23 protein-coding genes and 2 tRNA genes are annotated in these 23900 nt (G+C 62.3%); 16 read left to right on the top strand and 9 right to left on the bottom strand.

The window, feature by feature from the left end:
• The first annotated feature begins 34 nt into the window (after positions 1 to 34).
• The 8 genes from glmM to phoR all read left to right on the top strand — a co-directional run bounded on the left by glmM (position 35) and on the right by phoR (position 8360).
• Positions 35 to 1393 (top strand): phosphoglucosamine mutase, encoded by a 1359-nt coding sequence (gene glmM, locus BG57_RS00950; protein WP_035959551.1) that lies wholly within the window; start codon positions 35 to 37, stop codon positions 1391 to 1393.
• Positions 1394 to 1600: 207 nt separating this feature from the next.
• Positions 1601 to 2632, top strand: coding sequence for a phosphate ABC transporter substrate-binding protein PstS (pstS, locus tag BG57_RS00945; protein ID WP_035959550.1), 1032 nt, complete (start codon positions 1601 to 1603; stop codon positions 2630 to 2632).
• A gap of 118 nt (positions 2633 to 2750) precedes the next feature.
• Positions 2751 to 3734, top strand: coding sequence for a phosphate ABC transporter permease PstC (pstC, locus tag BG57_RS00940; protein ID WP_035959549.1), 984 nt, complete (start codon positions 2751 to 2753; stop codon positions 3732 to 3734).
• Positions 3735 to 3784: 50 nt separating this feature from the next.
• Entirely contained in the window at positions 3785 to 4618 is an 834-nt protein-coding gene (gene pstA / locus BG57_RS00935) for a phosphate ABC transporter permease PstA (RefSeq protein ID WP_229753902.1), read from the top strand.
• A 15-nt stretch (positions 4619 to 4633) separates the two neighbouring features.
• Entirely contained in the window at positions 4634 to 5509 is an 876-nt protein-coding gene (pstB, locus tag BG57_RS00930) for a phosphate ABC transporter ATP-binding protein PstB (protein WP_035959547.1), read from the top strand.
• Between the two features lie 41 nt (positions 5510 to 5550).
• Complete coding sequence (gene phoU, locus BG57_RS00925) at positions 5551 to 6255, top strand: phosphate signaling complex protein PhoU (RefSeq protein WP_035959546.1); 705 nt, start codon at positions 5551 to 5553, stop codon at positions 6253 to 6255.
• A gap of 39 nt (positions 6256 to 6294) precedes the next feature.
• A complete protein-coding gene (phoB, locus tag BG57_RS00920; RefSeq protein ID WP_035959544.1) occupies positions 6295 to 6996 on the top strand; it encodes a phosphate regulon transcriptional regulator PhoB in 702 nt (233 codons plus the stop codon).
• Positions 6997 to 7046: 50 nt separating this feature from the next.
• Entirely contained in the window at positions 7047 to 8360 is a 1314-nt protein-coding gene (gene phoR / locus BG57_RS00915) for a phosphate regulon sensor histidine kinase PhoR (protein ID WP_035959543.1), read from the top strand.
• A gap of 25 nt (positions 8361 to 8385) precedes the next feature.
• Here the strand turns inward: phoR and ppk1 are convergent, their stop codons facing one another.
• Positions 8386 to 10473: a polyphosphate kinase 1 gene (ppk1, locus tag BG57_RS00910; RefSeq protein ID WP_268237998.1), complete on the bottom strand. Its 2088-nt coding sequence runs from the start codon at positions 10471 to 10473 to the stop codon at positions 8386 to 8388.
• Positions 10474 to 10679: 206 nt separating this feature from the next.
• Here ppk1 and ppx point away from each other — a divergent pair, with 206 nt between their 5' ends.
• Complete coding sequence (gene ppx / locus BG57_RS00905) at positions 10680 to 12191, top strand: exopolyphosphatase (protein WP_035959541.1); 1512 nt, start codon at positions 10680 to 10682, stop codon at positions 12189 to 12191.
• Between the two features lie 21 nt (positions 12192 to 12212).
• Here ppx and BG57_RS00900 read toward each other — a convergent pair whose 3' ends face one another.
• Both BG57_RS00900 and BG57_RS00895 read right to left on the bottom strand, forming a co-directional pair.
• Positions 12213 to 13004 (bottom strand): GNAT family N-acetyltransferase, encoded by a 792-nt coding sequence (locus BG57_RS00900; protein WP_035959540.1) that lies wholly within the window; start codon positions 13002 to 13004, stop codon positions 12213 to 12215.
• Positions 13005 to 13121: 117 nt separating this feature from the next.
• The gene (locus BG57_RS00895; protein ID WP_035959539.1) at positions 13122 to 13580 is read right to left on the bottom strand and encodes a SixA phosphatase family protein; all 459 of its coding nucleotides are present in this window, start codon (positions 13578 to 13580) and stop codon (positions 13122 to 13124) included.
• 107 nt (positions 13581 to 13687) lie between these two features.
• On the opposite strand from BG57_RS00895, the gene BG57_RS00890 reads away from it, so the two are divergent.
• The 3 genes from BG57_RS00890 (at position 13688) to BG57_RS33265 (ending at position 14282) form a co-directional block, all read left to right on the top strand.
• Positions 13688 to 13764, top strand: a tRNA-Pro gene (locus BG57_RS00890).
• A gap of 72 nt (positions 13765 to 13836) precedes the next feature.
• Entirely contained in the window at positions 13837 to 14013 is a 177-nt protein-coding gene (locus BG57_RS33270) for a hypothetical protein (RefSeq protein WP_167569237.1), read from the top strand.
• 125 nt (positions 14014 to 14138) lie between these two features.
• Positions 14139 to 14282, top strand: a complete 144-nt coding sequence (locus BG57_RS33265) for a DUF2147 domain-containing protein (RefSeq protein WP_167569236.1) — start codon at positions 14139 to 14141, stop codon at positions 14280 to 14282.
• A gap of 11 nt (positions 14283 to 14293) precedes the next feature.
• Here the strand turns inward: BG57_RS33265 and BG57_RS00885 are convergent, their stop codons facing one another.
• The 3 genes from BG57_RS00885 to BG57_RS00875 all read right to left on the bottom strand — a co-directional run bounded on the left by BG57_RS00885 (position 14294) and on the right by BG57_RS00875 (position 16417).
• Positions 14294 to 14605 carry a hypothetical protein gene (locus BG57_RS00885; protein WP_035959843.1) on the bottom strand — a complete coding sequence of 104 codons (312 nt, stop codon included), beginning with the start codon at positions 14603 to 14605 and terminating at the stop codon, positions 14294 to 14296.
• 46 nt (positions 14606 to 14651) lie between these two features.
• Entirely contained in the window at positions 14652 to 15392 is a 741-nt protein-coding gene (locus tag BG57_RS00880; RefSeq protein ID WP_081850801.1) for a peptidoglycan DD-metalloendopeptidase family protein, read from the bottom strand.
• A 113-nt stretch (positions 15393 to 15505) separates the two neighbouring features.
• The gene (locus BG57_RS00875; RefSeq protein ID WP_035959537.1) at positions 15506 to 16417 is read right to left on the bottom strand and encodes an aldose epimerase family protein; all 912 of its coding nucleotides are present in this window, start codon (positions 16415 to 16417) and stop codon (positions 15506 to 15508) included.
• 526 nt (positions 16418 to 16943) lie between these two features.
• Between BG57_RS00875 and BG57_RS00870 the strand changes: the two genes are divergently transcribed.
• Both BG57_RS00870 and BG57_RS00865 read left to right on the top strand, forming a co-directional pair.
• On the top strand, positions 16944 to 17774 hold the full coding sequence (locus tag BG57_RS00870) for an undecaprenyl-diphosphate phosphatase (RefSeq protein WP_035959536.1): 831 nt from the start codon (positions 16944 to 16946) through the stop codon (positions 17772 to 17774).
• 62 nt (positions 17775 to 17836) lie between these two features.
• A tRNA-Arg gene (locus BG57_RS00865) sits at positions 17837 to 17913 on the top strand.
• Positions 17914 to 18739: 826 nt separating this feature from the next.
• Here the strand turns inward: BG57_RS00865 and BG57_RS00860 are convergent.
• Both BG57_RS00860 and BG57_RS00855 read right to left on the bottom strand, forming a co-directional pair.
• Complete coding sequence (locus BG57_RS00860; protein WP_035959535.1) at positions 18740 to 19327, bottom strand: type VI secretion system amidase effector protein Tae4; 588 nt, start codon at positions 19325 to 19327, stop codon at positions 18740 to 18742.
• A gap of 3 nt (positions 19328 to 19330) precedes the next feature.
• Positions 19331 to 19915, bottom strand: coding sequence for a PAAR domain-containing protein (locus BG57_RS00855; RefSeq protein ID WP_035959534.1), 585 nt, complete (start codon positions 19913 to 19915; stop codon positions 19331 to 19333).
• A gap of 492 nt (positions 19916 to 20407) precedes the next feature.
• On the opposite strand from BG57_RS00855, the gene BG57_RS32385 reads away from it, so the two are divergent.
• Positions 20408 to 20986: a hypothetical protein gene (locus tag BG57_RS32385; protein WP_152562474.1), complete on the top strand. Its 579-nt coding sequence runs from the start codon at positions 20408 to 20410 to the stop codon at positions 20984 to 20986.
• A gap of 712 nt (positions 20987 to 21698) precedes the next feature.
• Positions 21699 to 22157, top strand: a complete 459-nt coding sequence (locus tag BG57_RS00840; RefSeq protein WP_035959530.1) for a response regulator — start codon at positions 21699 to 21701, stop codon at positions 22155 to 22157.
• 64 nt (positions 22158 to 22221) lie between these two features.
• Here BG57_RS00840 and BG57_RS00835 read toward each other — a convergent pair whose 3' ends face one another.
• Positions 22222 to 23784: an acid phosphatase gene (locus BG57_RS00835; protein ID WP_035959529.1), complete on the bottom strand. Its 1563-nt coding sequence runs from the start codon at positions 23782 to 23784 to the stop codon at positions 22222 to 22224.
• Positions 23785 to 23900 lie beyond the last annotated feature (116 nt).

Genomic DNA, 23900 nt, shown 5'->3' with positions numbered 1-23900 from the left:
GGCGCCAAAAGTCCGCGAGGAGGGTCAAACAACGATGGCACGACGATACTTTGGAACAGACGGCATCCGTGGGCGCGTGGGCGCGGCCCCGATCACGCCGGACTTCGTCCTCAAGCTCGGCTATGCAGCCGGCAAGGTGCTCGCCGGCGCGGACCGGTCGCCGCAGAAGGGCAACCGGCCAACTGTGCTGATCGGCAAGGACACGCGCGTTTCGGGCTACATGCTCGAAGCCGCGCTCGAATCCGGCTTCTCGGCGGCAGGCGTCGACGTGATGCTGGCCGGCCCGATGCCGACGCCCGGCATCGCGTATCTGACGCGGGCGCTGCGGCTCTCGGCGGGCGTGGTGATCAGCGCATCGCATAATCCGTACGACGACAACGGCATCAAGTTCTTCTCGGCCGACGGCAACAAGCTGCCCGACGAAGTCGAATTGGAAATCGAAGCGCAGCTCGAGCAGCCGATGGAGTGCGCGCCGTCCGAGCGTCTCGGCAAAGCGCGCCGTCTCGACGACGCGGGCGGGCGCTATATCGAGTTCTGCAAGAGCACGTTCCCCGCGAGTTTCGATCTTCGCGGCATGAAGATCGTGCTGGACTGCGCACACGGCGCCGCTTATGACGTCGCGCCGCACGTTTTCCACGAACTGGGCGCGGAAGTCGTGCCGATCGGCGTGTCGCCGAATGGCTTCAATATCAACGACGGAGTCGGCGCAACCGCGCCCGATGCGCTCGTTCGCGCGGTCAAGGAGCACCACGCGGACATCGGCATCGCGCTGGATGGCGACGCGGATCGCGTGCAGATCGTCGATTCGACCGGCCGTCTCTATAACGGCGACGAGTTGCTCTACGTGCTGGTGAAGGACCGCATCGCGACGCACGGCCAGGTGGAAGGCGCGGTCGGCACGCTGATGACCAACATGGCGGTCGAGGTGGCGCTGAAAGAGGCGGGTGTGCAGTTCGTGCGCGCCGCGGTCGGCGACCGCTACGTGCTCGAGAAACTGCGCGAGCACGGCTGGCAACTCGGCGCGGAAGGCTCGGGTCACATTCTGTCGCTCGACAGGCATTCGACCGGCGACGGCATCGTCTCCGCGCTGCTCGTGCTGGCGGCGATCAAGCGCAGCGGCAAGTCGATCGCCGAACTGCTCGACGGCGTGAGCCTCTTCCCGCAAAAGCTCATCAACGTGCGCATGAGTCCCGGCGCGGACTGGAAAAAGAGCGACGAAATTCGACGCGCGGTCGAGCAGGCCGAGCGCGCGCTCGACTCGCATGGTCGTGTGCTGATCCGAGCGTCGGGGACCGAGCCGGTGTTGCGCGTGATGGTGGAAGCCGCCGCGCAGCAAGACGCCGTTCGGCACGCGGAAACGATTGCGCAGGTCGTGAAAGAGGTGACTTCGTAGACGTTCGCAGAAACGCGCGTACTTCGCAAGAAAGCGGGCTTCGGCCCGCTTTTTTTTATGTCCGCAGCCGGCTGACGGGTGATCGCCCGACCGGCTTTCGATTCGTAAGACCGCTGTCACGGAAGCATCACCAAACGTCATATTACTGTCACAGACTCCGCCTATATTTCGCCGTGACGTACACACGCTCACAACTCTGGAGGTCTCATGAAATTGATGCACACCGCGCTGGCTGCCGTGATTGGCGCAATGTTCGCCATCTCTGCGCAAGCGGCCGATATCACCGGCGCGGGCAGTACCTTCGCAGCTCCGATCTACACCAAGTGGGCAGACGCGTATCAGAAAAGCGGCGGCGGCAAGGTCAACTACCAGGGCATCGGTTCTTCGGGCGGCATCAAGCAGATCGTCGCAAAGACCGTCGATTTCGCGGGCTCGGACGCGCCGCTGAAGGACGACCAGCTTGCAAAGGACGGCCTCTTCCAGTTTCCGACGGTGGTCGGCGGCGTCGTGCCGGTGATCAACGTCCCCGGCGTGAAGGCGGGCGAAGTGATTCTGTCGGGTGAAGTGCTCGGCGACATCTATCTCGGCAAGATCAAGAAGTGGAACGACCCGGCGATCGCCGCGCTTAACCCGAAGGTCAAGTTGCCGGATACGGACATCGCTGTCGTGCGCCGCGCGGACGGCTCGGGCACGAGCTTCATCTGGACGAACTACCTGTCGAAGGTCAACACCGAGTGGAAGTCGAAGGTTGGCGAAGGTTCGACGGTCAACTGGCCGACCGGCACGGGCGGCAAGGGCAACGACGGCGTCGCGGCTTTCGTGCAGCGTCTGCCGGGCGCGATCGGCTACGTCGAATGGGCGTACGCGAAGCAGAACAAGATGACCTACGTCGGGATGAAGAACTCGGCGGGCACGGTCGTCGAGCCGGAAACGAAGACGTTCAAGGCAGCGGCTGCGGGCGCGGACTGGTCGAAGTCGTTCTACCAGATCCTGACGAACGAACAGGGCAAGGACGCATGGCCTATCGTCGGCGCGACCTTCGTACTGCTGCATTCGACGCAGGACAAGGCGGCGCAGGGCGCGGAGACGCTGAAGTTCTTCGACTGGGCGTTCAAGAACGGCGGTCAGGCGGCGAACGATCTGGACTACATCTCGCTGCCGGAATCGGTCGTGGCGGAAATCCGCTCGCAATGGAAGGCGAAGGTGAAGGACGCGTCGGGCAAGCCGGTCGCGGAGTAAGCAGTACGCGCAGTTTGAAACTGTCCTAAGCTGCACTGGCGGGACAGCAGCAACAACAAGCCGCGCGGCGCGCCAGAAGCCGCCGCGCGGTCTGACACGCAGCGTAACCAAGGCTCCCATGTCGGACACCAACCTCGCGTCGGCACCTCCGGCGGCGCACGCGCAGCGCGCCCCCGGCCGTATCGGCGACATCATCTTCGGCGGCATCACGCGGCTCGCGGCGGTGGTGACGCTGCTTCTGCTCGGCGGCATCATCGTTTCGCTGCTCGTCGCGTCGATGCCGACCATCGAAAAATTCGGGCTCAGCTTTCTGTGGCGCGCGGACTGGGATCCACCCAGCGACAGCTTCGGCGCGCTCGTGCCGATCTACGGCACGCTCGCGACGTCGATCATCGCGCTCATCATCGCGGTGCCGGTGAGCTTCGGCATCGCGCTCTTTCTGACCGAACTGTCGCCGGCTTGGCTGCGCCGTCCGCTCGGCGTCGCGATCGAACTGCTCGCGGCGATTCCGTCGATCGTCTACGGCATGTGGGGCCTGCTCGTGTTCGCGCCGATCTTCGCGAAGTACTTCGAGAAGCCGCTCGGCGCCGTGCTCGGCGGCGTGCCCGTGATCGGCGCGCTGTTTCAGGGGCCGCCCATCGGTATCGGCATTCTGTGCGCGGGCGTCATTCTCGCGATCATGATCATCCCCTACATCGCATCGGTGATGCGCGACGTGTTCGAAGTCACGCCCGTGCTGCTGAAGGAATCGGCATACGGCATCGGCTGCACGACCTGGGAAGTGATGTGGAAGATCGTGTTGCCGTACACGCGCGCCGGGGTGATCGGCGGCGTCATGCTCGGCCTCGGCCGCGCGCTCGGCGAGACGATGGCCGTGACCTTCGTGATCGGCAACACGAATCTGCTCGATAACGTGTCGCTGTTTTCGCCGGGCAACAGCATCACGTCCGCGCTCGCCAACGAGTTCGCGGAAGCAAGTCCTGGCCTGCATACATCGGCGTTGATGGAGCTTGGCCTGATTCTCTTCGTCATCACGTTCTTCGTGCTCGCGCTCTCCAAACTGATGCTCTTGCGCATGGAACGCGGGGAGGGTGTCAAGTGAACCGTCCCGCCACGTTCGATCAGGACCACGACCGCGTGCAAGCGACGCGCATGAAGCTGCAGCGCCGCCGCCGCGGCACCAATGCAATCGCGCTGACGCTGTCGCTAGCGGCGATGGCCTTCGGCCTGCTCTGGCTCGTGTGGATTCTCTTCACGACGCTGAAGCTCGGCGTTTCCGGCCTGTCGATGGAACTGTTCACGCAATCGACGCCCCCGCCCAACACCGATGGCGGCGGTCTCGCGAACGCGATCGTCGGCAGCCTGATGCTGGTCGTGCTCGCCACATGCGTCGGCACGCCGCTCGGCATTCTCGCGGGCGTCTATCTCGCGGAATACGGGCAAAAGCGCTGGCTCGCGAACATCACGCGCTTTATCAACGACATCCTGCTGTCCGCACCGTCGATCGTCGTCGGCTTGTTCGTGTATGCGCTCGTCGTCGCGAAGATGGGGCGTTTCTCCGGCTGGGCGGGCGTCATCGCGCTCGCGCTGCTGCAGATTCCGATCGTCATCCGCACCACGGAGAACATGCTGAAGCTCGTGCCGAACGCGCTGCGCGAAGCGGCGTTCGCGCTCGGCACGCCGAAGTGGAAGATGGTGATGTCGATCACGCTGAAAGCGTCGGTAGGCGGCATCGTCACCGGTGTGCTGCTCGCGGTCGCGCGCATCGCCGGGGAAACCGCGCCGCTCCTCTTCACGGCGCTGTCGAACCAGTTTTTCTCGCTGGACATGAATCAGCCGGTGGCCAATCTGCCGGTGACGATATACAAGTTCGCGATGAGCCCGTTCCCGCAATGGCAAGTGCTCGCGTGGGCCGGTGTGTTCCTGATTACGCTCGGCGTGCTGGGTCTGAATATCCTGGCGCGTGCGATCTTCACGAAGAAATAAGGGCGGAGTGATTCCATGAATCTGGTCGAAAGTGGTGTCAACCACCTCGAATCGAAGGCCGGCAACGCGAGCATCGAACGCGGTCCGGTGCCCGGCAGCGTGCGCCCGACGCACGCCTCGCAGCCGGCCGATTCCATCAAGCCGAAGATCGAGGTCAACAACCTCAACTTCTTCTACAACAAGTATCACGCGCTGAAGAACATCAACCTGCGCATTCCCGAGAAGAAGGTGACGGCGTTCATCGGTCCGTCGGGATGCGGCAAGTCCACGCTTTTGCGCACGTTCAACAAGATGTACGCGCTCTATCCCGAGCAGCGCGCGGAAGGCGAAATTCTGATGGACGGCGCGAACCTGCTCGAGACGACGCGCGACATCTCGTTGCTGCGCGCGCGCATCGGCATGGTGTTTCAGAAGCCGACGCCGTTTCCGATGTCCATCTACGACAACATCGCGTTCGGCGTGAAGATGTTCGAGCAGCTGTCGCGCTCGGAGATGGACGACCGCGTCGAATGGGCGCTGACGAAGGCGGCGCTCTGGACCGAAGTAAAGGACAAGCTGCAGCAAAGCGGCTACGGCCTGTCGGGCGGCCAGCAGCAGCGCCTGTGCATTGCGCGCGGCATCGCGATCCGCCCGGAAGTGCTGTTGCTCGATGAACCTTGCTCCGCGCTCGACCCGATCTCGACGGGCCGCATCGAAGAACTGATCGCGGAGCTGAAGAACGACTACACCGTGGTGATCGTCACTCACAACATGCAGCAGGCGGCGCGCTGCTCGGACTACACTGCTTATATGTACCTTGGTGAATTGATCGAATTCGGCGATACGGAGAAGATCTTCATCAAGCCCGCCCGCAAGGAGACGGAAGACTACATCACGGGCCGGTTCGGCTGAAGCGCGCGCAGCCAATCGCACGAAAGGAACAGGAGCAGAATATGTCCGATAAACATCTGTCGAGTCAGTTCGACGCCGATCTCAACGCGGTGTCGTCGAAAGTGCTGGCAATGGGCGGTCTCGTGGAGTCGCAAATCGTCTCCGCCATGCACGCGCTCAACGAGTTCGATATCGAGGTCGCCGACCAGGTGATCGGCGCGGAAGCGCGTCTGAACATGATGGAAGTCGAGATCGACGAGGAGTGCAGCAACATCATCGCGCGCCGCCAGCCGGCCGCACGCGACCTGCGTCTTCTGATGGCGATCTCGAAGACCATCACGAATCTCGAACGCGCCGGCGACGAAGCCGAGAAGATCGCGAAGCGCGTAAAGCGCATCAACGAAGACGGCGCGGGACGCACCGTGAATATCGCGGAAATCAAGCTGTCGGGCGAAATGGCGGTGTCGATTCTGCGCCGCGCGCTCGATGCCTTCGCGCGTCTGGATACCGTTGCCGCCGCTCAGATCGTGCGCGACGACAAAGCCATCGACGAAGAATTCCGCGCCTTCGTGCGCAAGCTCGTCACGTACATGATGGAAGACCCGCGCACGATTTCGGCGGGCCTCGATTACCTGTTCATCGCGAAGGCGGTGGAGCGCATCGGCGATCACGCGAAGAACATCGCGGAGTTCATCATCTACATCGTGAAGGGGACCGACGTGCGCCATATCTCGCGCGACCAGCTCGAACGCGAAGCGCTCAGCTAATCCTCCTTTCACTTCAAGCAAAAGGTCAAAGAGGTGCCGATGCCCAGCAGTATCCTCGTCGTCGAAGACGAACCCGCGATCTCCGAACTCATTGCGGTGAACCTGCAACATGCGGGTCATTGCCCGATTCGCGCGTACAACGCGGAGCAGGCGCAGAACCTCATTAGCGACGTGCTGCCCGATCTCGTGCTGCTCGACTGGATGCTGCCGGGCAAGTCGGGCGTCACGTTCGCGCGCGAGCTGCGCCATCACGAGCGCACGAAGCATATTCCGATCATCATGCTGACCGCGCGCGGCGACGAGCAGGACAAGGTGCTCGGCCTCGAAATCGGCGCGGACGATTACGTCACCAAGCCCTTCTCGCCGAAGGAACTGATGGCGCGCATCAAGGCGGTGTTGCGCCGGCGCGCGCCGCAGTTGACCGAGGACGTCGTCGCGATCAACGGCCTGCGCCTCGATCCGGCGACGCATCGCGTGGCTGCGAGTCATTCGGGCAACGACATCAAGCTCGATCTCGGCCCGACCGAGTTCCGCCTGCTGCATTTCTTCATGACGCATCCGGAGCGCGTGCACAGCCGCACGCAACTGCTCGATCAGGTCTGGGGCGATCACGTGTTCGTCGAAGAACGAACGGTCGATGTCCACATCAAGCGCCTGCGCGCCGCGCTCAAGCCCGCCGGTTGCGATGCTATGATCGAAACGGTGCGCGGCAGCGGTTATCGGCTGGCAAAGGGCGCGTGACGCCCGCGCATGCGTGGCGTGCAATCGCGCTCATCTGATCGATCGACAACATGAACATCATCTGGACGCGTTCCATCGTGTCCCTCGTCCTGCTCGCCGCGCTCAGCGCGGCGATCGGCGCGTTCGCCGGCGTGCCCGTCGCGCTCGGTTTCGCGGTGCTCATGCTCGTCGTGCAGACCTTCTTCAGCACGTTTCACACACAGCGCTTGTGGCGTCTGCTGGAAGCGCCGGTCTATGGCGAAGTGCCCAGCGCGCTCGGCATCTGGGGCGAAATCTACTACCGCCTGCACAAGCTCGCGAAGCGCTGGCACGCGCAAGTGCGTCAGGTCGAACAGCAGCATTCACGCTTTATCCAGGCAATACAGGCATCGCCCAACGGCGTCGCGATGCTCGACGATCACGATCAGATCGAGTGGTGCAACGCCATCGCCGAGACGCACTTCGGGCTGGATGCGAAGCGCGACCTGCGGCAGCACATCACGCATCTCGTGCGTCAGCCGGACTTCATCCGCTACCTGAATTCGCATCATTACGAGCAGATGCTGATCATGCGCGGGATGGGCGAGAACCGGCAGCGGACCATCTCGGTGCAGGTGTTTCCTTATGGCGAACATCGCAAGCTGATCCTCACGCAGGACATCACCGAGCTCGAACGCACCGACTCCATGCGCCGCGATTTCGTCGCGAACGTATCGCACGAACTGAAGACGCCGCTGACGGTGTTATCGGGCTTTCTGGAAACCCTGCGCGACCTGCCGCTCGACGAAGCCGACCGCCGGCGCTATCTCGACATGATGGATCAACAGGCGACGCGCATGCAGAACATCGTGCGTGACCTGCTCGTGCTGGCGAATCTAGAAGGCGATATCCGTCCCCCGAGCGATGATCTGCTCGACATGCGCGCCGTGCTCCGTCATCTGGAGAACGATGCGAACAACCTGTCAGGTGGGCGGCATCGCATCGCCTTTCATGTGGACGACGCCGTGACGGTCGCGGGTGCGGAAACGGAAGTGGTGAGCGCGCTCGGCAACCTCGTGACGAACGCCGTGCGTTATACGCCCGAGGGCGGCGCAATCGATGTGACCTGGCAGCGCGAGAACGATCGCGCGATGTTCATCGTGCGCGACAGCGGGCCGGGGATCGCGGCCGAACATATTCCGCGGCTGACGGAGCGTTTCTATCGCATCGACCGCAGCCGTTCGCGCGACACCGGCGGCACGGGACTGGGTCTCGCCATCGTCAAGCACGTGCTGCAACGGCATCATGCCGAGCTGGATGTGAAGAGCGAAGTGGGGCGGGGCAGCACGTTCATCGTGCGCTTTCCCGCGTCGCGCACGGCGTTGAGGAAATCGCTGGCGGCGTGAGCCGCTTTATCGCTTCGATAGAGCGTTACGAGCAGAACTTCGCGAGCAGGCCCAACTGCGCATTGCGAATGGCCTTGCCCGAACGGCGCTTGCGATAGTGTCCATCGCTTTGCATGACCCAGGCCGACTGATTGTCGCCGAGACACACGGACAATCCTTCGGCGATCACGCGGCGCTTGAGGCGCCGGTCGTGAATCGGGAATGCCACTTCCACGCGACGGAAGAAGTTGCGGTCCATCCAGTCGGCGCTCGACAGATACACGTCTTCCTTGCCGTTCGCATAGAAATAGAAGATGCGATGGTGCTCGAGAAAGCGCCCGACGATCGACCTGACCGTGATGTTCTCCGACAGATCCTCGACGCCCGGCTTCAGCGAACACACGCCGCGCACGATCAGGTCGATCTTCACGCCCGCGTGCGACGCCTCGTAAAGCGCGGCGATGACGGTCGGCTCCAGCAGCGCGTTCATCTTCGCGACGATGCGCGCGCGGCGGCCCGCACGCGCGTGCTCGGCTTCGGCGCGGATCGCGTCGATGAGCTTTGCGTGCAGCGTGAACGGCGACTGCCACAACTGATTCAGCGTCAGTTCGCCGCCGATGCCGGTGAGCTGTTGAAAGACGTGATGCACGTCCTCGCACAATTGCTGATCGGCGGTCATCAGGCCGAAGTCGGTATAAAGACGCGCCGTGCGCGGATGATAATTGCCTGTGCCGAGATGCGCGTAACGCTTGAGCACGGTCTTGCCGTTCTGCGAGACGCGCCGCACGATCAGCATCATCTTGGCGTGGCACTTGTGGCCCACGACGCCATACACGACATGTGCGCCCACCGCTTCGAGTTGCGACGCCCAGTTGATGTTCGTCTCTTCGTCGAAGCGCGCGAGCAGTTCGACGACCACTGTCACTTCCTTGCCGTTGCGCGCGGCCTGCATGAGCGCGTCCATCAGCGGCGAATCGGTGCCCGTGCGATAGATGGTCTGCTTGATCGCGACGACTTGCGGATCTTTGGCCGCCTGCAGCAGCAGTTCGAGCACCGGCTGAAAGCTCTCGTACGGATGATGCAGCAGGATATCGCCCTGATCTATGACATCGAAGAGATGCGTTGCATTGGCGATCGTCTTCGGCACCGATGGGATGTGCGGCACGAACTTGAGGTCCGGACGGTCCACCATTTCGGGCAACTGCATGAGCCGCACGAGATTGACCGGACCGCTCACGCGATAACAATCACGCGCGTTCAACTGGCTTTCATCGAGCAGGCGGCGAATCAGATGCGGCGGCGTCTCGGCCGATACTTCGAGACGCACCGCATTGCCGAGATGCCGCGCCGGCAATTCACCCTGCAGCGCGACCCGAAGATTCGTGATTTCGTCCTCATCGACGAAAAGCTCGCTGTTGCGCGTGATGCGAAACTGATTGCAGCTGCGCACGACGAGATGCGGGAACAGTTCGCTGACGAAGCGCTGCATGAACGAACTGAGCAGCACGAAGCCATGCGGATAACCCGACAGCGCCTCCGGCATGCGGACGAGGCGCGGCAGTGCGCGCGGCGCCTGCACGATGCCCATCATCGCCTGGCGGCCGAAGGCGTCCGTGCCTTCCAGTTCGACGACGAAGTTCAGGCTCTTGTTCAGCACGCGCGGGAACGGGTGCGCGGGATCGAGGCCGATCGGCGTCAGCACCGGCAGTACTTCGTTCAGAAAATACTCGCGCGCCCACTCGGTCTGCTGCTCGCTCCAGCTTTCGACGCCATGAAAATAGATGCCTTCCATTTCGAGCGCGGGCAGCACGATGTCGTGCAGCATCGCGTATTGTTGATGCACGAGGCGTTGCGCGCGTTCGGACACGAGGTCGTAGACATGCTGCAGCGACATGCCGTCCGGCGAAAGCGAGCCGGGGTTGTCGCGCATCTGTTCCTGAAGCCCGGCCATGCGGACTTCGAAAAATTCGTCGAGATTGCTGCTGGTGATGCAAAGAAAGCGCAGGCGTTCCAGCAAGGGCACCGAAGTATCGGCCGCTTGCGCGAGTACCCGCTCGTTGAAACCTAGAATGCCGAGTTCACGGTTAAACAGCGGATAGCGTATGGACATCGGCTGTGAGGAAGAAGTCTCGATTGGATGGGCACAAGAACGCTCAGATAATCTCACAGTAAGATGGCTTTTTTGTGACAGAACGATTGTCACAAATTCTACTCACATTGCGGATAGCGTCGCTAGCGCGAGGCGCGCGTCCCCGATCCGTTCCTCGCGCGGCATGGAATAGAATTCGTGCGCCGCGGCCGTGCCGCTGCGTTCCTTAATTCACGATTCCCGGATCTCCGATGGTCACTCATCCTCATCTCCTCGCCGCCGTCGACCTCGGATCGAACAGCTTCCGGCTGATCGTCGGACGCGTCGAGGAAACGCCCGCGGGCAGCCAGATCTATCAGGTCGACGCATTGCGCGAACCCGTGCGGCTCGCGGCGGGACTGTCGCGCGACAAGATGCTCGACCGTGCGTCGCAATTGCGCGGCTGGGAGGCGCTCAAGCGCTTCGGCGAGCGTCTGCGCGACTTCCATCCGGATCAGGTGCGCGCGGTCGCCACGAACACGCTGCGGGTCGCGAAGAACGCGCACGACTTTCTCCTCGAAGCCGAGAACGCGCTCGGGTTTCCGATCGAAGTGATCGCGGGCCGCGAGGAGGCGCGCCTCATCTATGCGGGCGCGGCGCATTCGGTGCCGGCGAGCGCGGGCAAGCGGCTCGTCGTGGATATCGGCGGGGGATCGACGGAATTCATCATCGGTTCGCATTACACGCCGATCCACATGGAAAGCCTGTATATCGGCTGCGTGAGCCACAGCCGCCAGTTTTTCCCGGCCGGCAACGTCGACGAATTCACGATGCGTCAGGCCGAACTCGCCGCCAAGCGCGAGATCCAGATCATCTCGCGCGAATACAAGCAGACCGGCTGGGATCAGGCGATCGGTTCGTCCGGCACGGCGCGCGCGCTCGCCGAACTGGTCGAAGCAAATGGCTTCAACGATGCGCAATACACGCACGGCATTTCACGCGGCGGCCTCGAACGGTTGAAACGCGCGCTGATCAAGGCGGAGAACGTCAACCGCCTGAAGCTCGTCGCGCTGAAGCCCGACCGTATTCCGGTGCTGGCGGGCGGCTTGTCGATCATGCTGGGCGTGTTCGAGGAACTGGGCATCGATTACGTCGATACCACCGACGGCGCCTTGCGTCTCGGCGTGCTCTACGATCTGCTCGGCCGTTCGCAACATCAGGACATGCGCACGGTGACGGTGGAAGGGTTCAAGCGCCGGTATGGCGTCGATGCCGCGCAGGCCGATCGCATCGGCGATCTCGCGATCAGCTTCTACGATCAGCTCGGCGAACCGGATGCCGAGCGCCGCCAGGAAAATCGCATGTTTCTCGCGTGGGCGGCGTCGCTGCACGAGATCGGCTTGTCGATTGCGCATAGCGCGTATCACAAGCATTCGGCCTACATCGCGAGCAACGCGGACATGCCCGGCTTCTCGCGCACGGATCAGGCGCGGCTCGCGGCGCTCGTGCTCGGCCACGCGGGCAAGCTCGGCAAGCTCGCGCAGGCGAGAGACGTCGACTGGACGCTGCTCTTTTGCCTGCGCCTTGCGGCATTGCTGTCGCGGCGCCGCACGGACGTGGGGCTGCCCGGCATCGAGGTGAGGGCGGCGGCGGGCGGCTTCGAAGTGCGTCTGCCGAGCCAGTGGGTGACCAACAACCCGCTCACCGATTACAGCCTCGTCCAGGAAGCGATGGAATGGGAGAAGATCGGACGCCCGTATCGCGTGGTCTATACGGGCGAATGAGCGGTTGAGCGGTTGCGGCTTTCAGCGCGCGGTATCGCCGATGAAATGCCGCGCGTAACGCGCGTTGATCTCGGACAGGCGGAACAGCGTCAGAAAGTCCGCCGTGTTGAAATCGGGGTCCCACGCGGGCGCGCCGCAAATCTTCGCGCCGAGGCGCAGATAGCCTTTGACGAGCGGCGGCGCGTTGACGGCCACGCCCGTTTGCAAGTCGTCGACCGGCAGCGGCGTGTGCGGGAACGCGCGGTATTCCGGCGCGGCGAGCGCATCGGCGGATAACGAGTGATACAGATTCGCCGCGTAATGACCGCCGTCGTTCATGCCGACGCTCGCGCATCCGAGCATCGTCTCGTAGCCGTTTTGCATCATGTAGGCGGCGAGCCCGCCCCATAGCGACATGATGACCGCGCCGCTGCGATAGTCGGCGTGCACGCACGAGCGTCCCACTTCGACGAGTTTCGGACGAAGATGCGTAAGGCGCGAGACATCGAATTCGCTTTCCGCGTACAGCCGTCCGATGCGCGCGGCCTGATGCGGCGGCAGCACGCGATAAGTGCCGACCACTTTCAGCGTGTCGAGATCGCGCACAAGCAGGTGATCGCAGTAGGCGTCGAATTCATCGACATCGAGACCGGCGCGGCCGGACAGACGGGCGCCCATTTCATCCGAGAACACGCGATAGCGCAGGCGCTGCGCTTCGCGCAGCGCTTCGTCGGACCGCGCCCACGCGACTTGCAGACGGTGCTGGCTGGTGACGGTTTCCGCGGTGCGCGGAAGGTGACGGCGCGAATGGACGGGCGTCGGCAGATCTTGCATGGGCGTTCCTCGGCAGGACGTGGCTTGAAGTCCCCGCCAATGTAGTAACGCCGGGTGACGCTCGCATGGCTTTGCAATGACGTTTCGATGAAACGACACACGCGCCGCGTGGTCCCGCTACAGCATGTCCGGATTCATCACCGCGCGCAGCACGATCTGGCCGTCGCCGCCGCGCGTGCGCCCCTGGAACCACCAGATGCCCGTCTTCTTGATCGGCCATTCCGCTTCGTGCCCGGTCAGGAGCAGCGCGGCGACGCGCCCGAGCGTGGGCTGATGGCCGACGATCACGACCGTCCCGGCGGCGCCCTCCGGCCAGCCTGCGGCATCGAGCGCGTGCTGGGCGGACTTGCCTGGCGCGAGGTCATCGACGACGCGATAGCGGTCACCAAACGCCTCGACGGTCTGGATGGTGCGCGTCGCGGGACTCGCGAGGAAGAGGGCGTCATCGTCGATACGCGCCTTCAGCCACTTCGCGATGCCTTGCGCCTGCTTGCGCCCGCGCGGCGTCAGTTGGCGCGCGAGGTCGCTCGATGCCTGATCTTCGGCTTCGGCGTGACGCCACAGAATGAGGTTCATCGATCGTCTCCATGAGAGGGGTCTTGTGCCTTCGACCTTGCATAGAACGATACGCGCCAGGGCCGCATTGCGGTTATCAATCATCGACGCTACAATACGCGGCTTGTCGGAGCGTAGCGCAGCCTGGTAGCGCATCTGATTTGGGATCAGAGGGTCGAAGGTTCGAATCCTTTCGCTCCGACCACGAAACAAACGAAGGGGTTACAAGTCACGGCTTGTAACCCCTTCGTCTTTTCGACACTCGCCAAGAGGCCTCATGCCGCGTTACGTCCCGTCCCTCGCCGTCACCGCTCTCGCCGCGCTCACGCTCTCCGCGTGCGCCGATTCTTCCGATCACCGCAAGCATCCGCCGCAGGATCCGCCCGATTATCACGGCGTGCCGACCGACACGCGTCCGCCGTCGATGCAGACCGCGCCACCGCAGCCGAAGTAACGAAAACGTTGCCCCGCGATGACCGAATCGGTCATCACTACTTGACGAAAGCCTCTAGCTGTCGCACAAGCGAAATATTTGCCACGCGGCTAATATCGGACACCTTGTTGCAAATCGGTGCCGTCATGAATTTGCTGTGGGTTTTTGCTGCCGTGGCCCCTGTCGCGCTCGCTTCGCTCGTTGCGTTCGCCGCGCATATCGATCCGTTGTCGGGGCGCTGGCGGACGCGGGCGAGCAAGCGCCGCGACGGCGAGCCGTCGGAGGCATGAGCCTTCAGGCGTCACTGCTTGCAGCGAATCACCATCGAACGATTCTTGATGTTCGCACCGAAGATGCCCGCCACCGATCCGCCCGCAGTCGCGCCGCTGTCGGCGTCCTTCGAGATCACGTCGTAGCCGTACGCGCCGCATACTTCGCCCGCCTGCTTGTAGCAGGCCGCCCAGCTCGTGCTGGCGTCACCTCCGCTGCAGTTGATGGCGAAACCGGTATCGCCCGAGGGCAGGTAAGTCATCGTCGCGTTGTGGGCGCAGCCGCCCAGCGTCGCGATCGAGGCGGCAGCGGCCAACACCGCGAACATCGCGGCTGTGTTCATCTTCTTCGCCAATCTCATTCCTCTTCCTTAGAACGCCGTCACGCGTTCAGCGCGGCGGCAGATAACGCGACGGGTCCGTTGAACGGCCCATGTAGCGCACTTCGAAATGCAGCATCGTGCGATCGCTGTCCGTGTCGCCCATTTCGGCGATCTGCTGTCCCTTCTGCACGGTCTGACCTTCCTTGACCAGCAGCGTCTTGTTGTGGGCGTAGGCGGTCAGATAGTCGTCGTTGTGCTTCACGATCAACATGTTCCCATAGCCGCGCAAGCCGTTGCCCGCGTAGACAACGTTGCCCGCCGCCGCCGCGACGACCGGCGTGCCCGCCGCATTCGCGATGTCGATCCCCTTCGAGTTCTTGCCGTCGAAGCCGCGAATCACCGTGCCTTGCGCGGGCCAGGACATCGCCATGGCGGGAGCGGGTGTGCTGGATGCGCGCGCGTCGGCTGCGGCGTCGCTCCTGGCCGCGCTGGAACCGCCGGCACCGCCCGCACCGCTGGAACCGCTGGAACCGCCGGCACCGATCGAACCGCTGGAACGGCCCGCCGCTGCGGCGCTGCCGGCGGGCGGTTCGATGCGCAGCACTTGCCCGACTTCGATTGCATCCGGATTCGCGAGCCCGTTCCAGCGCGTGATGTTCTTGACCGACGTGCGATTGTCACGCGCGATCTTGAGCAGCGTATCGCCCCGCTGCACGCGGTAGAACCCCGGCGCGACCGGTCCGGAGCCGCAGGCGGTGAGCGCGGCGGTGAGCAACGCGCAGACGAACAGTCGACTTCTTTTACGCAAAACCTGACCTCGCAAAGCGCCGCCGGACAACCGTTGGCCCGGCGGATCGAAACGCAGGATTCTACCGTTTCGGGTTTCGTCCGACAGAACGCCGGCATGGCTTCGCGTGCGCGTTACGCCGTCGGGGTGACGACGAGCCTCAGCAACGCGGTCTCCGTCTTGCCGGGCGCAAGCCAGCGCAGCCCGCGCCCGTTATGGATGGCGTCGGGGAGGCCGGTCCACGGTTCGACGCAATAGAAGTCCGCCGTGTCGGACTCGGTCCACGTGGTGACGGCATGCCACGGCACCGAATCCGGCTGATGCAGTTCGAAGCTGACGACGCGTTTGAGGCCGGGCGTCACGAGCCGCACCGGTTCATCGGAGGGTCCTGTGAGGCAATGAAAACAATCGATGATGCTGTCGTCGCTCAGCGCGTATCGCGGCGCGCCCGGTTCGGCTTCGGTGATCGAGCCGTCCGCACGTTGCCGCCGCCGTTCGGTGCGCGGCAGCTCCACGCTGCTCTCGCCGCGCTGGGCGTGCGGCAGATGAAAGTAGAAGTGATGTCCCGTGTAGTACGGCAACGCGACTTCGCCGGGATTCGACGTGGTGAGCTCGACTTCGAGCGTGGTCGCATCGACGAGGCGGTATGCCGCTTCGAAGCGAAACGCAAACGGATAGCCTTCGCGGGTCGCGTCGCTGTCGACGAGCGTCATGCGCAAGCCGTGTCCGTCGGCATCGCGCGTGGCGGAGAAGGGCAGGTTGCGCGCGAAGCCATGTGTCGGCAGCGAATGGACGACGCCGTCCGCATCGCGCCATTTGCCGATTTCGCCATCGACGAAATGCCGCCCGAGGAAGGGGAACAGCAACGGATTGCCGCCGCGGATTTTGGCTGCGTTCGACCAGGCGGCGTCATCGAGCGGATCGGGCCAGTGGATGACCGGTTCGCCGCCGACGCGCCAGGTCATGAGCCGGCCGCCCGCGTGGGGCGCGAGCTGGATGACGGCGCCGTCGCGCTCGATTTCGATGATGTCTTTCTCGGATGACATGGTGGCAACGCACTCCGTCGAAGGGCGGCGCGCGGCTTGAGGATTGAGCCGGCGACTGGTTACGGGATCCGCCGATTCTGCCTCGCTTTTTCATGCGGAGAAACCCTCTGCGGGAAATTGCGACTTTCGAAGGGAAATGCAATGTGTTGTTATATCCTCCGAATGTTGGGAATCAGACGGACAGGAGTCGGTATGGATCTGGCGATGGCGATGGGCGTTGCGATGTTCGGCCTCTTCGGCGCGAGCACGGCAGTCTTCCTCTATAAGCTCAAGGGCTGATTCAGATCGCGAGTCATTGCGATTCTTTCGTTTTCCTTTGTATTTGCTTGCAGGTATTTTCTCTTTCGCCGACGGTTTGCTGTCGGCGTCTTCTTGTGTGCGCATAGCGCTTGGCGGTCCATTTGCCCCTAGGCATAATCGGGTCCGGCTTGCGCGCTGCACCATTTCTTTAGCCCTTCCTCGACGCTTTTGAATCGGGAAGCGGCTGCGGCGCGTCCTCTCTCCTCTTCACGACAAGGACCGTCGCGTGACTCTCTGGTTTCTCGTTTTTCTCAGTGTGCTTCAGGGCGTGACCGAACTATTTCCGGTCAGCAGTCTGGGCCATACGTTGCTCGTGCCCGGCGTGATCGGGATGCATATCGACAAGCATGCGCCGCAGCTGCTGCCGTTTCTGGTTGCGCTGCATCTCGGCACGGCGGTCGCGCTGCTCTGGTATTTTCGCAAGCGCTGGATTGCGCTGATCGGCGGCTGGTTCGCATCGCTCGGCGGTCGCCGCAACGACGATGGCCACATGATGTGGGCGCTCATCATCGGCACGATCCCGACCGGCATCGTGGGCCTCGTGCTCGAAAAGCGGCTCGAGACGATCTTTCACGACTTGCGGATCGTTTCGGCGGCGTTGATCGTCAATGGCGTGCTGTTGTGGGTGGGCGATCGTTTGCAACGCAATCGTGCATCGCGTGCGCCGGAGAAGCTCACGTTCAAGCAGGCGTTTCTCGTCGGGCTGGCGCAGATTGGCGCACTGATTCCGGGCTTCTCGCGCAGCGGCCTGACGATGATCGCGGGCGTCGGCGCGGGCCTGACGGCGGAAGCGGCGGCGGAGTTTTCGTTTTTGCTCGGCACGCCGATCATTTTCGCGGCGGGCGTGCTGGAACTGCCGAAGCTCTTTCACGCGCCGGGGCAACTGTCCGATGCGTTGCTGGGCGGCGTGCTGACGGGCATTGCGGCTTATCTGAGCGTGCGGTTCCTGATGCGCTACTTCGAAGGCCACGGCAAGCTGGCGTCGTTCGGCGTGTATTGCGTGATCGCGGGTGTGTTCTTTCTTGGCTGGTTCATGACGCACGCCCAGCCGGCGTGACGACGGCTAGACGCGCGGCAGGGAGGATGAGGTAAAATCCCGGGTTCTCTGCTGCGCCATACCCGCCCTTAGCTCAGTTGGATAGAGCAACGGCCTTCTAAGCCGTAGGTCACACGTTCGAATCGTGTAGGGCGGGCCAAGGGAATCAATCAGTTAGCCCAGTCCGTGTGACTGGGCTTTTTGTTTTCGGGGCTTCGTGTAGGCGCTGTGTAGGCAAATCGAATCGATGTTCGCCCGGTCCTTTTGAAGCAGAGCGCCACCAATTGCAATTGATTCGAAGACGTGAACAATTTGTTGCTTTCGGCTGAGACAACACGAACCGGTCATTCGAATGATGACCGGCGACGCGTCGCGCCGGCTGCAATTGATCGAAGGTAGGCAGAACCATCGCTTGGGTGATGCCTCTGCGAACGGATTCCTTAACTTTGGTCTCGACGTCGATTCCGGATCAGGAGAACACCGCCCAACACGAAAATCAACGCGCCGCCCAGCGCGCATTGAAGTGCTGTCATCAGGGCGCGAGCGCCGCACTCATCACCGCACGGTGTGGTCAAATTCGGCAATGCGATGTACAAACTCGTTAATCCCGCGATGAGTGCGCCAACGACGAATAATCCGGTGTACATAAGCGCGCTCTTCATCTTATTGCGCAGAAAATCGCGTTTGCCTGCGGCAGCTCAAAGTAGAGATCTGCAGGCCAATGCCGCAGGCAGAGAGCGGGAGCAATAGCCCGCTGACAAGCGGACCGTACCAGCGTTAGCAACGCGACGCCCTGAACCCGCCGACGACGGAAGCAAGGGCAGCCAGCACAAACCATATTGCAAAGAAACGATTCGCCGCGTCAGGGTTTGTATCAAACAAACTTCCCGGGCCTCTCGCCATGCCCAACAAATAAAGTCCGCCCCACGAAAGGATCGTCGCTGCAACTGCGCCGACAACTACGCCGCAAACAATTCGGAAGAGCTTCATTTCACTGGAAAAAATAGAATGGTCTTGGAATTTCGGAAGTCGGAACATACTCCCGGAATGACAATGTTCCAGTCAACTCGGATACCGGTTCCAAATCCCGTCATCTTTGCGCCGTTCCACAGGTCGATGTGACCACCGCTTGCGTTCGCGTCTGACTCGCTGCCGCGCGTCCAATAGCCATCGAACATAATGATGCCTGTTCGGCCTTTCACGCGGGATAGCCAATCTGTACCGGTGATGTTCTCAGGTTTCCCAATTCCCGCAACTGGTTGGAGCTTGAGCCATTCACCAAGCTCATTCGCGCGGGTGGCGGTTGCTTTCCCGCTCAATATAATGCGACCGATACCTTTTTTCCCCAGCAGGGGCTTGAGCACCTTCTCCGAGAACGATTTCATCTCTACTCCAACCCGATGGAACGCCACGCTCATGCGAATTGCGCATTGGTTGTCGTAAGCGGGATTGTCGTATGGGTTGCCGCTTGGATAGTTGTCCCACAGTTCTTGAAAGGTCACTGCTTTCAACTGCACCGTCTTGACGGAGTTCGGCGTTAGATTGGTCCGCACTTTGGTTGGTTTGTTTGGCATCGGTTAATTCTCGTTCGATTTTTCAAGGGCATCATCGCCCCAGTACACGGTGTATTCGCTGGCGTTGTCGCCGGTCATCATGCGGGGCAGCGCGCCGCCCGACTCGACGCAGCCAGAGAACATGCGACCGTCTGCCATTTCGATTAGGTACGGATAGCCTTCCAGACTTACGCTGGACGCACTGGCACGTATTTGTTCATCAAACCGCGCGTTACCTCTTGTTGACTCGGCCAAACTTGATATCGGTGCGCTGCCGTTCTTCGTTCCACGCGTGCCGATGCTTCCGAGCGTCTCGGCCATGTCGTCATACCAAGCCTCACCTGCAAGCACGGCGAAGATGCGCGGATGCTCGGAGCATCCGCACACAACCACGTCGTCGTGCGCTGCAATCTCGCTGATGAAGAGGTTCATACGACGCGGCCCGCCGTCCTTGGCGATGTATCCGATCGTTTCGCAGACCGGGCAGTAAGCCTCGCCGCCGATGAGTGCGGCTTGATGTCCGTGAACGAGAAATTGCGGTCCTTCGTAGGAGCAAATTTCGCCATCGTTGTCGAGTTTGTCTCCGACAACCGCTATGCGACGCATCATGATCTGTCCCCGCAATATGTTTCGTTATGCTTGAGTTTTGGCATGTATTTCGATCTCCTGTCTTCGATGCTTACCTGTTTTGGGTGGAATCGTCAGCATACGATCGGCGCGACTTTGCGCAACCGAGCACGGACGGAGACACGTCAAAATCCACGAATTTTTACGACTTCGTAAAGCAGGACTTATTCACCCGCGACGCTCGCGCAATGCGAGCGAAGCGCTAGACCCCGCACGCCCTTCGACCACGGGCGCACGGTGCTTATGCTCGCCTATGGGCGTGACGTGGAGGGAACGCGCAAGGGTTGCCGGTTATCGTGTAAGCCCCGGTCCGCCAACCAGTTACTCCGGTCACAAGTAACTTGTGCACGCTCACTCTTGCGTGGTGTGTCGCGCCGCCGGCGTCGCGGTAGTGATGCACGCTGGATATCTCGTATCCTTTTCTCAGAGACGAGGCAAAGCGATTCGTTGCGGCTACGTCGCCAGGGCGCAGCGATGACGAATCGTGCATTCCGACAACTGCGCGCCTTTTGGCCGAAGCGGGCACCCGATCCGAAGCCTACCGTCTACGGGGTCCGTAAAGGCAAGCATTCACCGCTCGATGCGAACGGTGCCTTCGCCGATGACACGCCATACGTGTCCAGTCGGCTTGCGGCCAAAGCTGCTGCTAACGCGGTCAGCAGCGGCGGGGCCTGCGGTAGCGACGGCGGTTTCGACTGGCTCGGCACTGCGGAAGCAGTAGCCGGGGCCGTGCTCGGCGGCGCGGGTTCAAGCGACGATGTTGGCGGCGATTCGATGCTCAAGAACTTCGGAGATACTGACGGTGGCGAAGGCGGTTCGTTGCGCGGGGACGCGCAGCCGTTCGAGTATCAGCCGGACACAGTCAGTGATGAAGTTATAGAGCTTGCAGGTAGTCAAGGTACGCCCGGTAACAATCAGGCGCAGAACAAACAAACTAATTACATTGCTAGGATTTTGCGCCTGACTCCCAGTCAATCTCGGCAGCTTCACGATAATTTCGGGCGAGGGTCTTGGCAATCACGAAATCATGGAGCGCGCGAAGGACATGTTTAATCTTTGGTAAGGCGCTTACGGGATAATTTGATGATTGATTCTGGAAAAGAAATCGAGCGGCGACTCTCGGTACTCCAAGGATTAGAGTTGAGCAGCGTAAATCATGCTGCCGATATGCTCACCCTGGGATTCGGTGCGCTACGACCGTGACTAATTTTCGAGGGGCCGTGAAGTATGTCGGCGCGTGGGCGCTTCATATTCAAATGCGCACGGCGACTTGAAAAAGCTGGCCGCGTTGCTGCAACAGAGGATGATCTTCGAGGAGGAGACTCACTTCTCGGCGTCCTGCCAGTGCCACGCACGGCAGTCAGATCGCGGTGCATTCGTTATCCCGACACGCCATAGTTGCCGCCGATCGCCTTCCTAACTAGCGCGTGGATCGCCGGACCGGAAGCACGCACGCCGCTGATACTCGGCTTTGTCTGCACTCGATTTCCGGACTACCTACCGGTGACGCGCTGCCATTCATGTGCCCATGTTGCTCATCTCGAGAGCAACCGATGACGCTTGCAGCAAGCGTTTCGTTCTGCTCCCGACAATGGCGCCTGCCGCGCGAACCCGCGGTACCCGTCCGCCACTGGCCCATTTCCTGCCACCACTTTCCCCATCGGCCCTGCAGGGCGCGATTCACGCACATCCCGACCCAACCCGGTGCACTCATGCATCGCGATAAAGCGCCATGCACCGGACGCACCGTCGAAGGAGGGCGATCTTGAACAACCGGGCATACGAAACCAGTCCGGCGCAATGCTCGCTATGGAACCGCAAGCGGCTGCGCGTCGAACCCGATTCGCGTCGCGTGGTCGTCGCGCTCACCGAGCGCGCGCTCGGCGAATCGCTTGTCTCGCTCTTCGATCTGAAGGGCTTCCCTTCGCGATACGCGCCCGACGTGTCATCGCTGAAACGCAGCATCGGCGAATGGCGTCCGCATGCGGTGTTCGTCGATACGCGCATCGGCGGTTGCGGCAACTATGCGCTCGTGCGCGAGCTGCGCAGCCGCCACGATGACGACGCGAACCGCCTCGTCATCGCGATGAGCGCCTTTCTGCCCGAAGAACCGCTCGCGCATCTCAAGGAAGCAGGCTACGACGGACACTGCCGCCGGCCTTGTCCGGTATGGCAGATGACCGATATCCTCGACGCCTTCTTCACCACCCATCCGCCACGCTGACCCCACGCCAAAGCAAAACGGGCCGCATCTCAACGATAGCGGCCCGCCCCATCCAACGACCCTCTTACTGCGAGAAATCCAGCGCGCTCGTCAGATCGCCCATCGGCTTGGCGCCGTTCGCGGTCAGCGCGGCGTCGCGGGCAGCGATACCCGGCAGCGTCGGCAGCGAATAGCGTTTCGTGATGAAGCGCAGGATCGACGTCGTATCGTACTGCGTATGATCGACGAATCCCTTCTTCGCGTACGGCGACACGATCAGCGCCGGAATGCGCGTGCCCGGACCCCAGCGATCGCCCTTCGGCGGGGACACGTGATCCCAGAAGCCGCCGTTTTCATCGTACGTCACGATGACGACCATGTTCTTCCACTGCGGACTCTTCTGCAGATGCGCGATGAGATCGGCAATGTGCTGATCGCCCGACGCGACATCCGTGTAACCCGCGTGCTCGTTAAGGTTGCCCTGCGGCTTGTAGAACGACACTTGCGGCAGCGTGCCCGCGTCGATCGCCTTGATGAACTCCGAGCCGTTCGTGCCGCCATCGAGCAAATGCTGCGCGCGATTGGCCGTGCCCGGTGCAAGGTCCGCGAAGTAGTTGAACGGCTGATGATGCGTCTGGAAGTTCGGCACCGCATTCGGCGACCCGCCGATGACCGAACGATTCGCCAGCGCCGCGCCCCACGAGCCGCCGTACCACGCCCAGCTCACGCCCGCCTTGTTCAGCAGATCGCCGATGTGCGTCGACGTTTGCGGCGGCAGCGTCGTCGCGACGGACGGATCGGCGAGCGTCGCATCGCCGCCGGAAGCCGGTGCATTGCCGCTCGGCTGATACGGCGGCTGCATCGTGTTGACCGCGTAGAAGTCGGGCGTGAGGTTGCCCGAATTCACGTACTTCGGCGCACCGCTGAGCGCGGACGCCGGACTATTCGATGCGAGCGTCAGCGATACGCCATCCGCATTGACGACTGAAATCGAGCCCTTGGCGACGCTCTTGTCGGCGTTCGGGTACGTCGGCGTGCACGCGCACACGAGCCACTGGTGATTCAGGAACGAGCCGCCGAATGCGCCCATGAAGAAGTTGTCGGCGAGCGTGTATTGCTGCGCCACCTTCCAGAGCGGCAGTTTCGTGGGCGGCGTGCTGTAGTGGCCCATCACGAGACCGCCCGAGTCGGCCCATGCGGCGAACTTGTCGTTCTTGCCGCCGTCGATCTGCATCTGGTTCTCGTAGAAGCGGTGATACAAGTCGCGCGTCGTGACGGAAAGCGGCGTGTTGAAGCCGTTCGGATCGTCGATCGCGAAGGGCGCGTTCGGCAGGTTCGCCGTCATTGCTTCGCCGATCGCGGGCGTCACGCCCGTCGCGGTCAGGCCCGACCAGATCTTCGGCAAGGTCGCGAGAACGGTGCCGTCGCGATCGAGCTGCTGCGCGCTCGCGGCCGTCACGCTCTGCAGGCCATTCGCGCCGGGAAAGCTGCCATAGAGGTTGTCGAAGCTGCGGTTCTCCGCATAGATCACGACGACGTTCTTCACGGAGGCAATATCGTCGCTGCGATGATCGTCGCCGCCGCATGCGTTCAGTCCGAATGCGAGCGCCGCAGCGATCGGCACCGCGCAAACGAGTTGCTTGTTCATTAGGCTCTCTCTTGTGTTGGGGAGCCGGCGCATGACGTGAGTCCGTCGCATCGACGAGGCTTTTTGCCCGCCGGCGTGCGCAGTGTGCGGCCGCTCTTTTACGCCGGTATGTAATG

This window comes from Caballeronia grimmiae (assembly GCF_000698555.1).
In the GTDB taxonomy this organism is placed as follows: domain Bacteria; phylum Pseudomonadota; class Gammaproteobacteria; order Burkholderiales; family Burkholderiaceae; genus Caballeronia; species Caballeronia grimmiae.
This window is presented reverse-complemented; position numbering and strand designations above follow the sequence as displayed.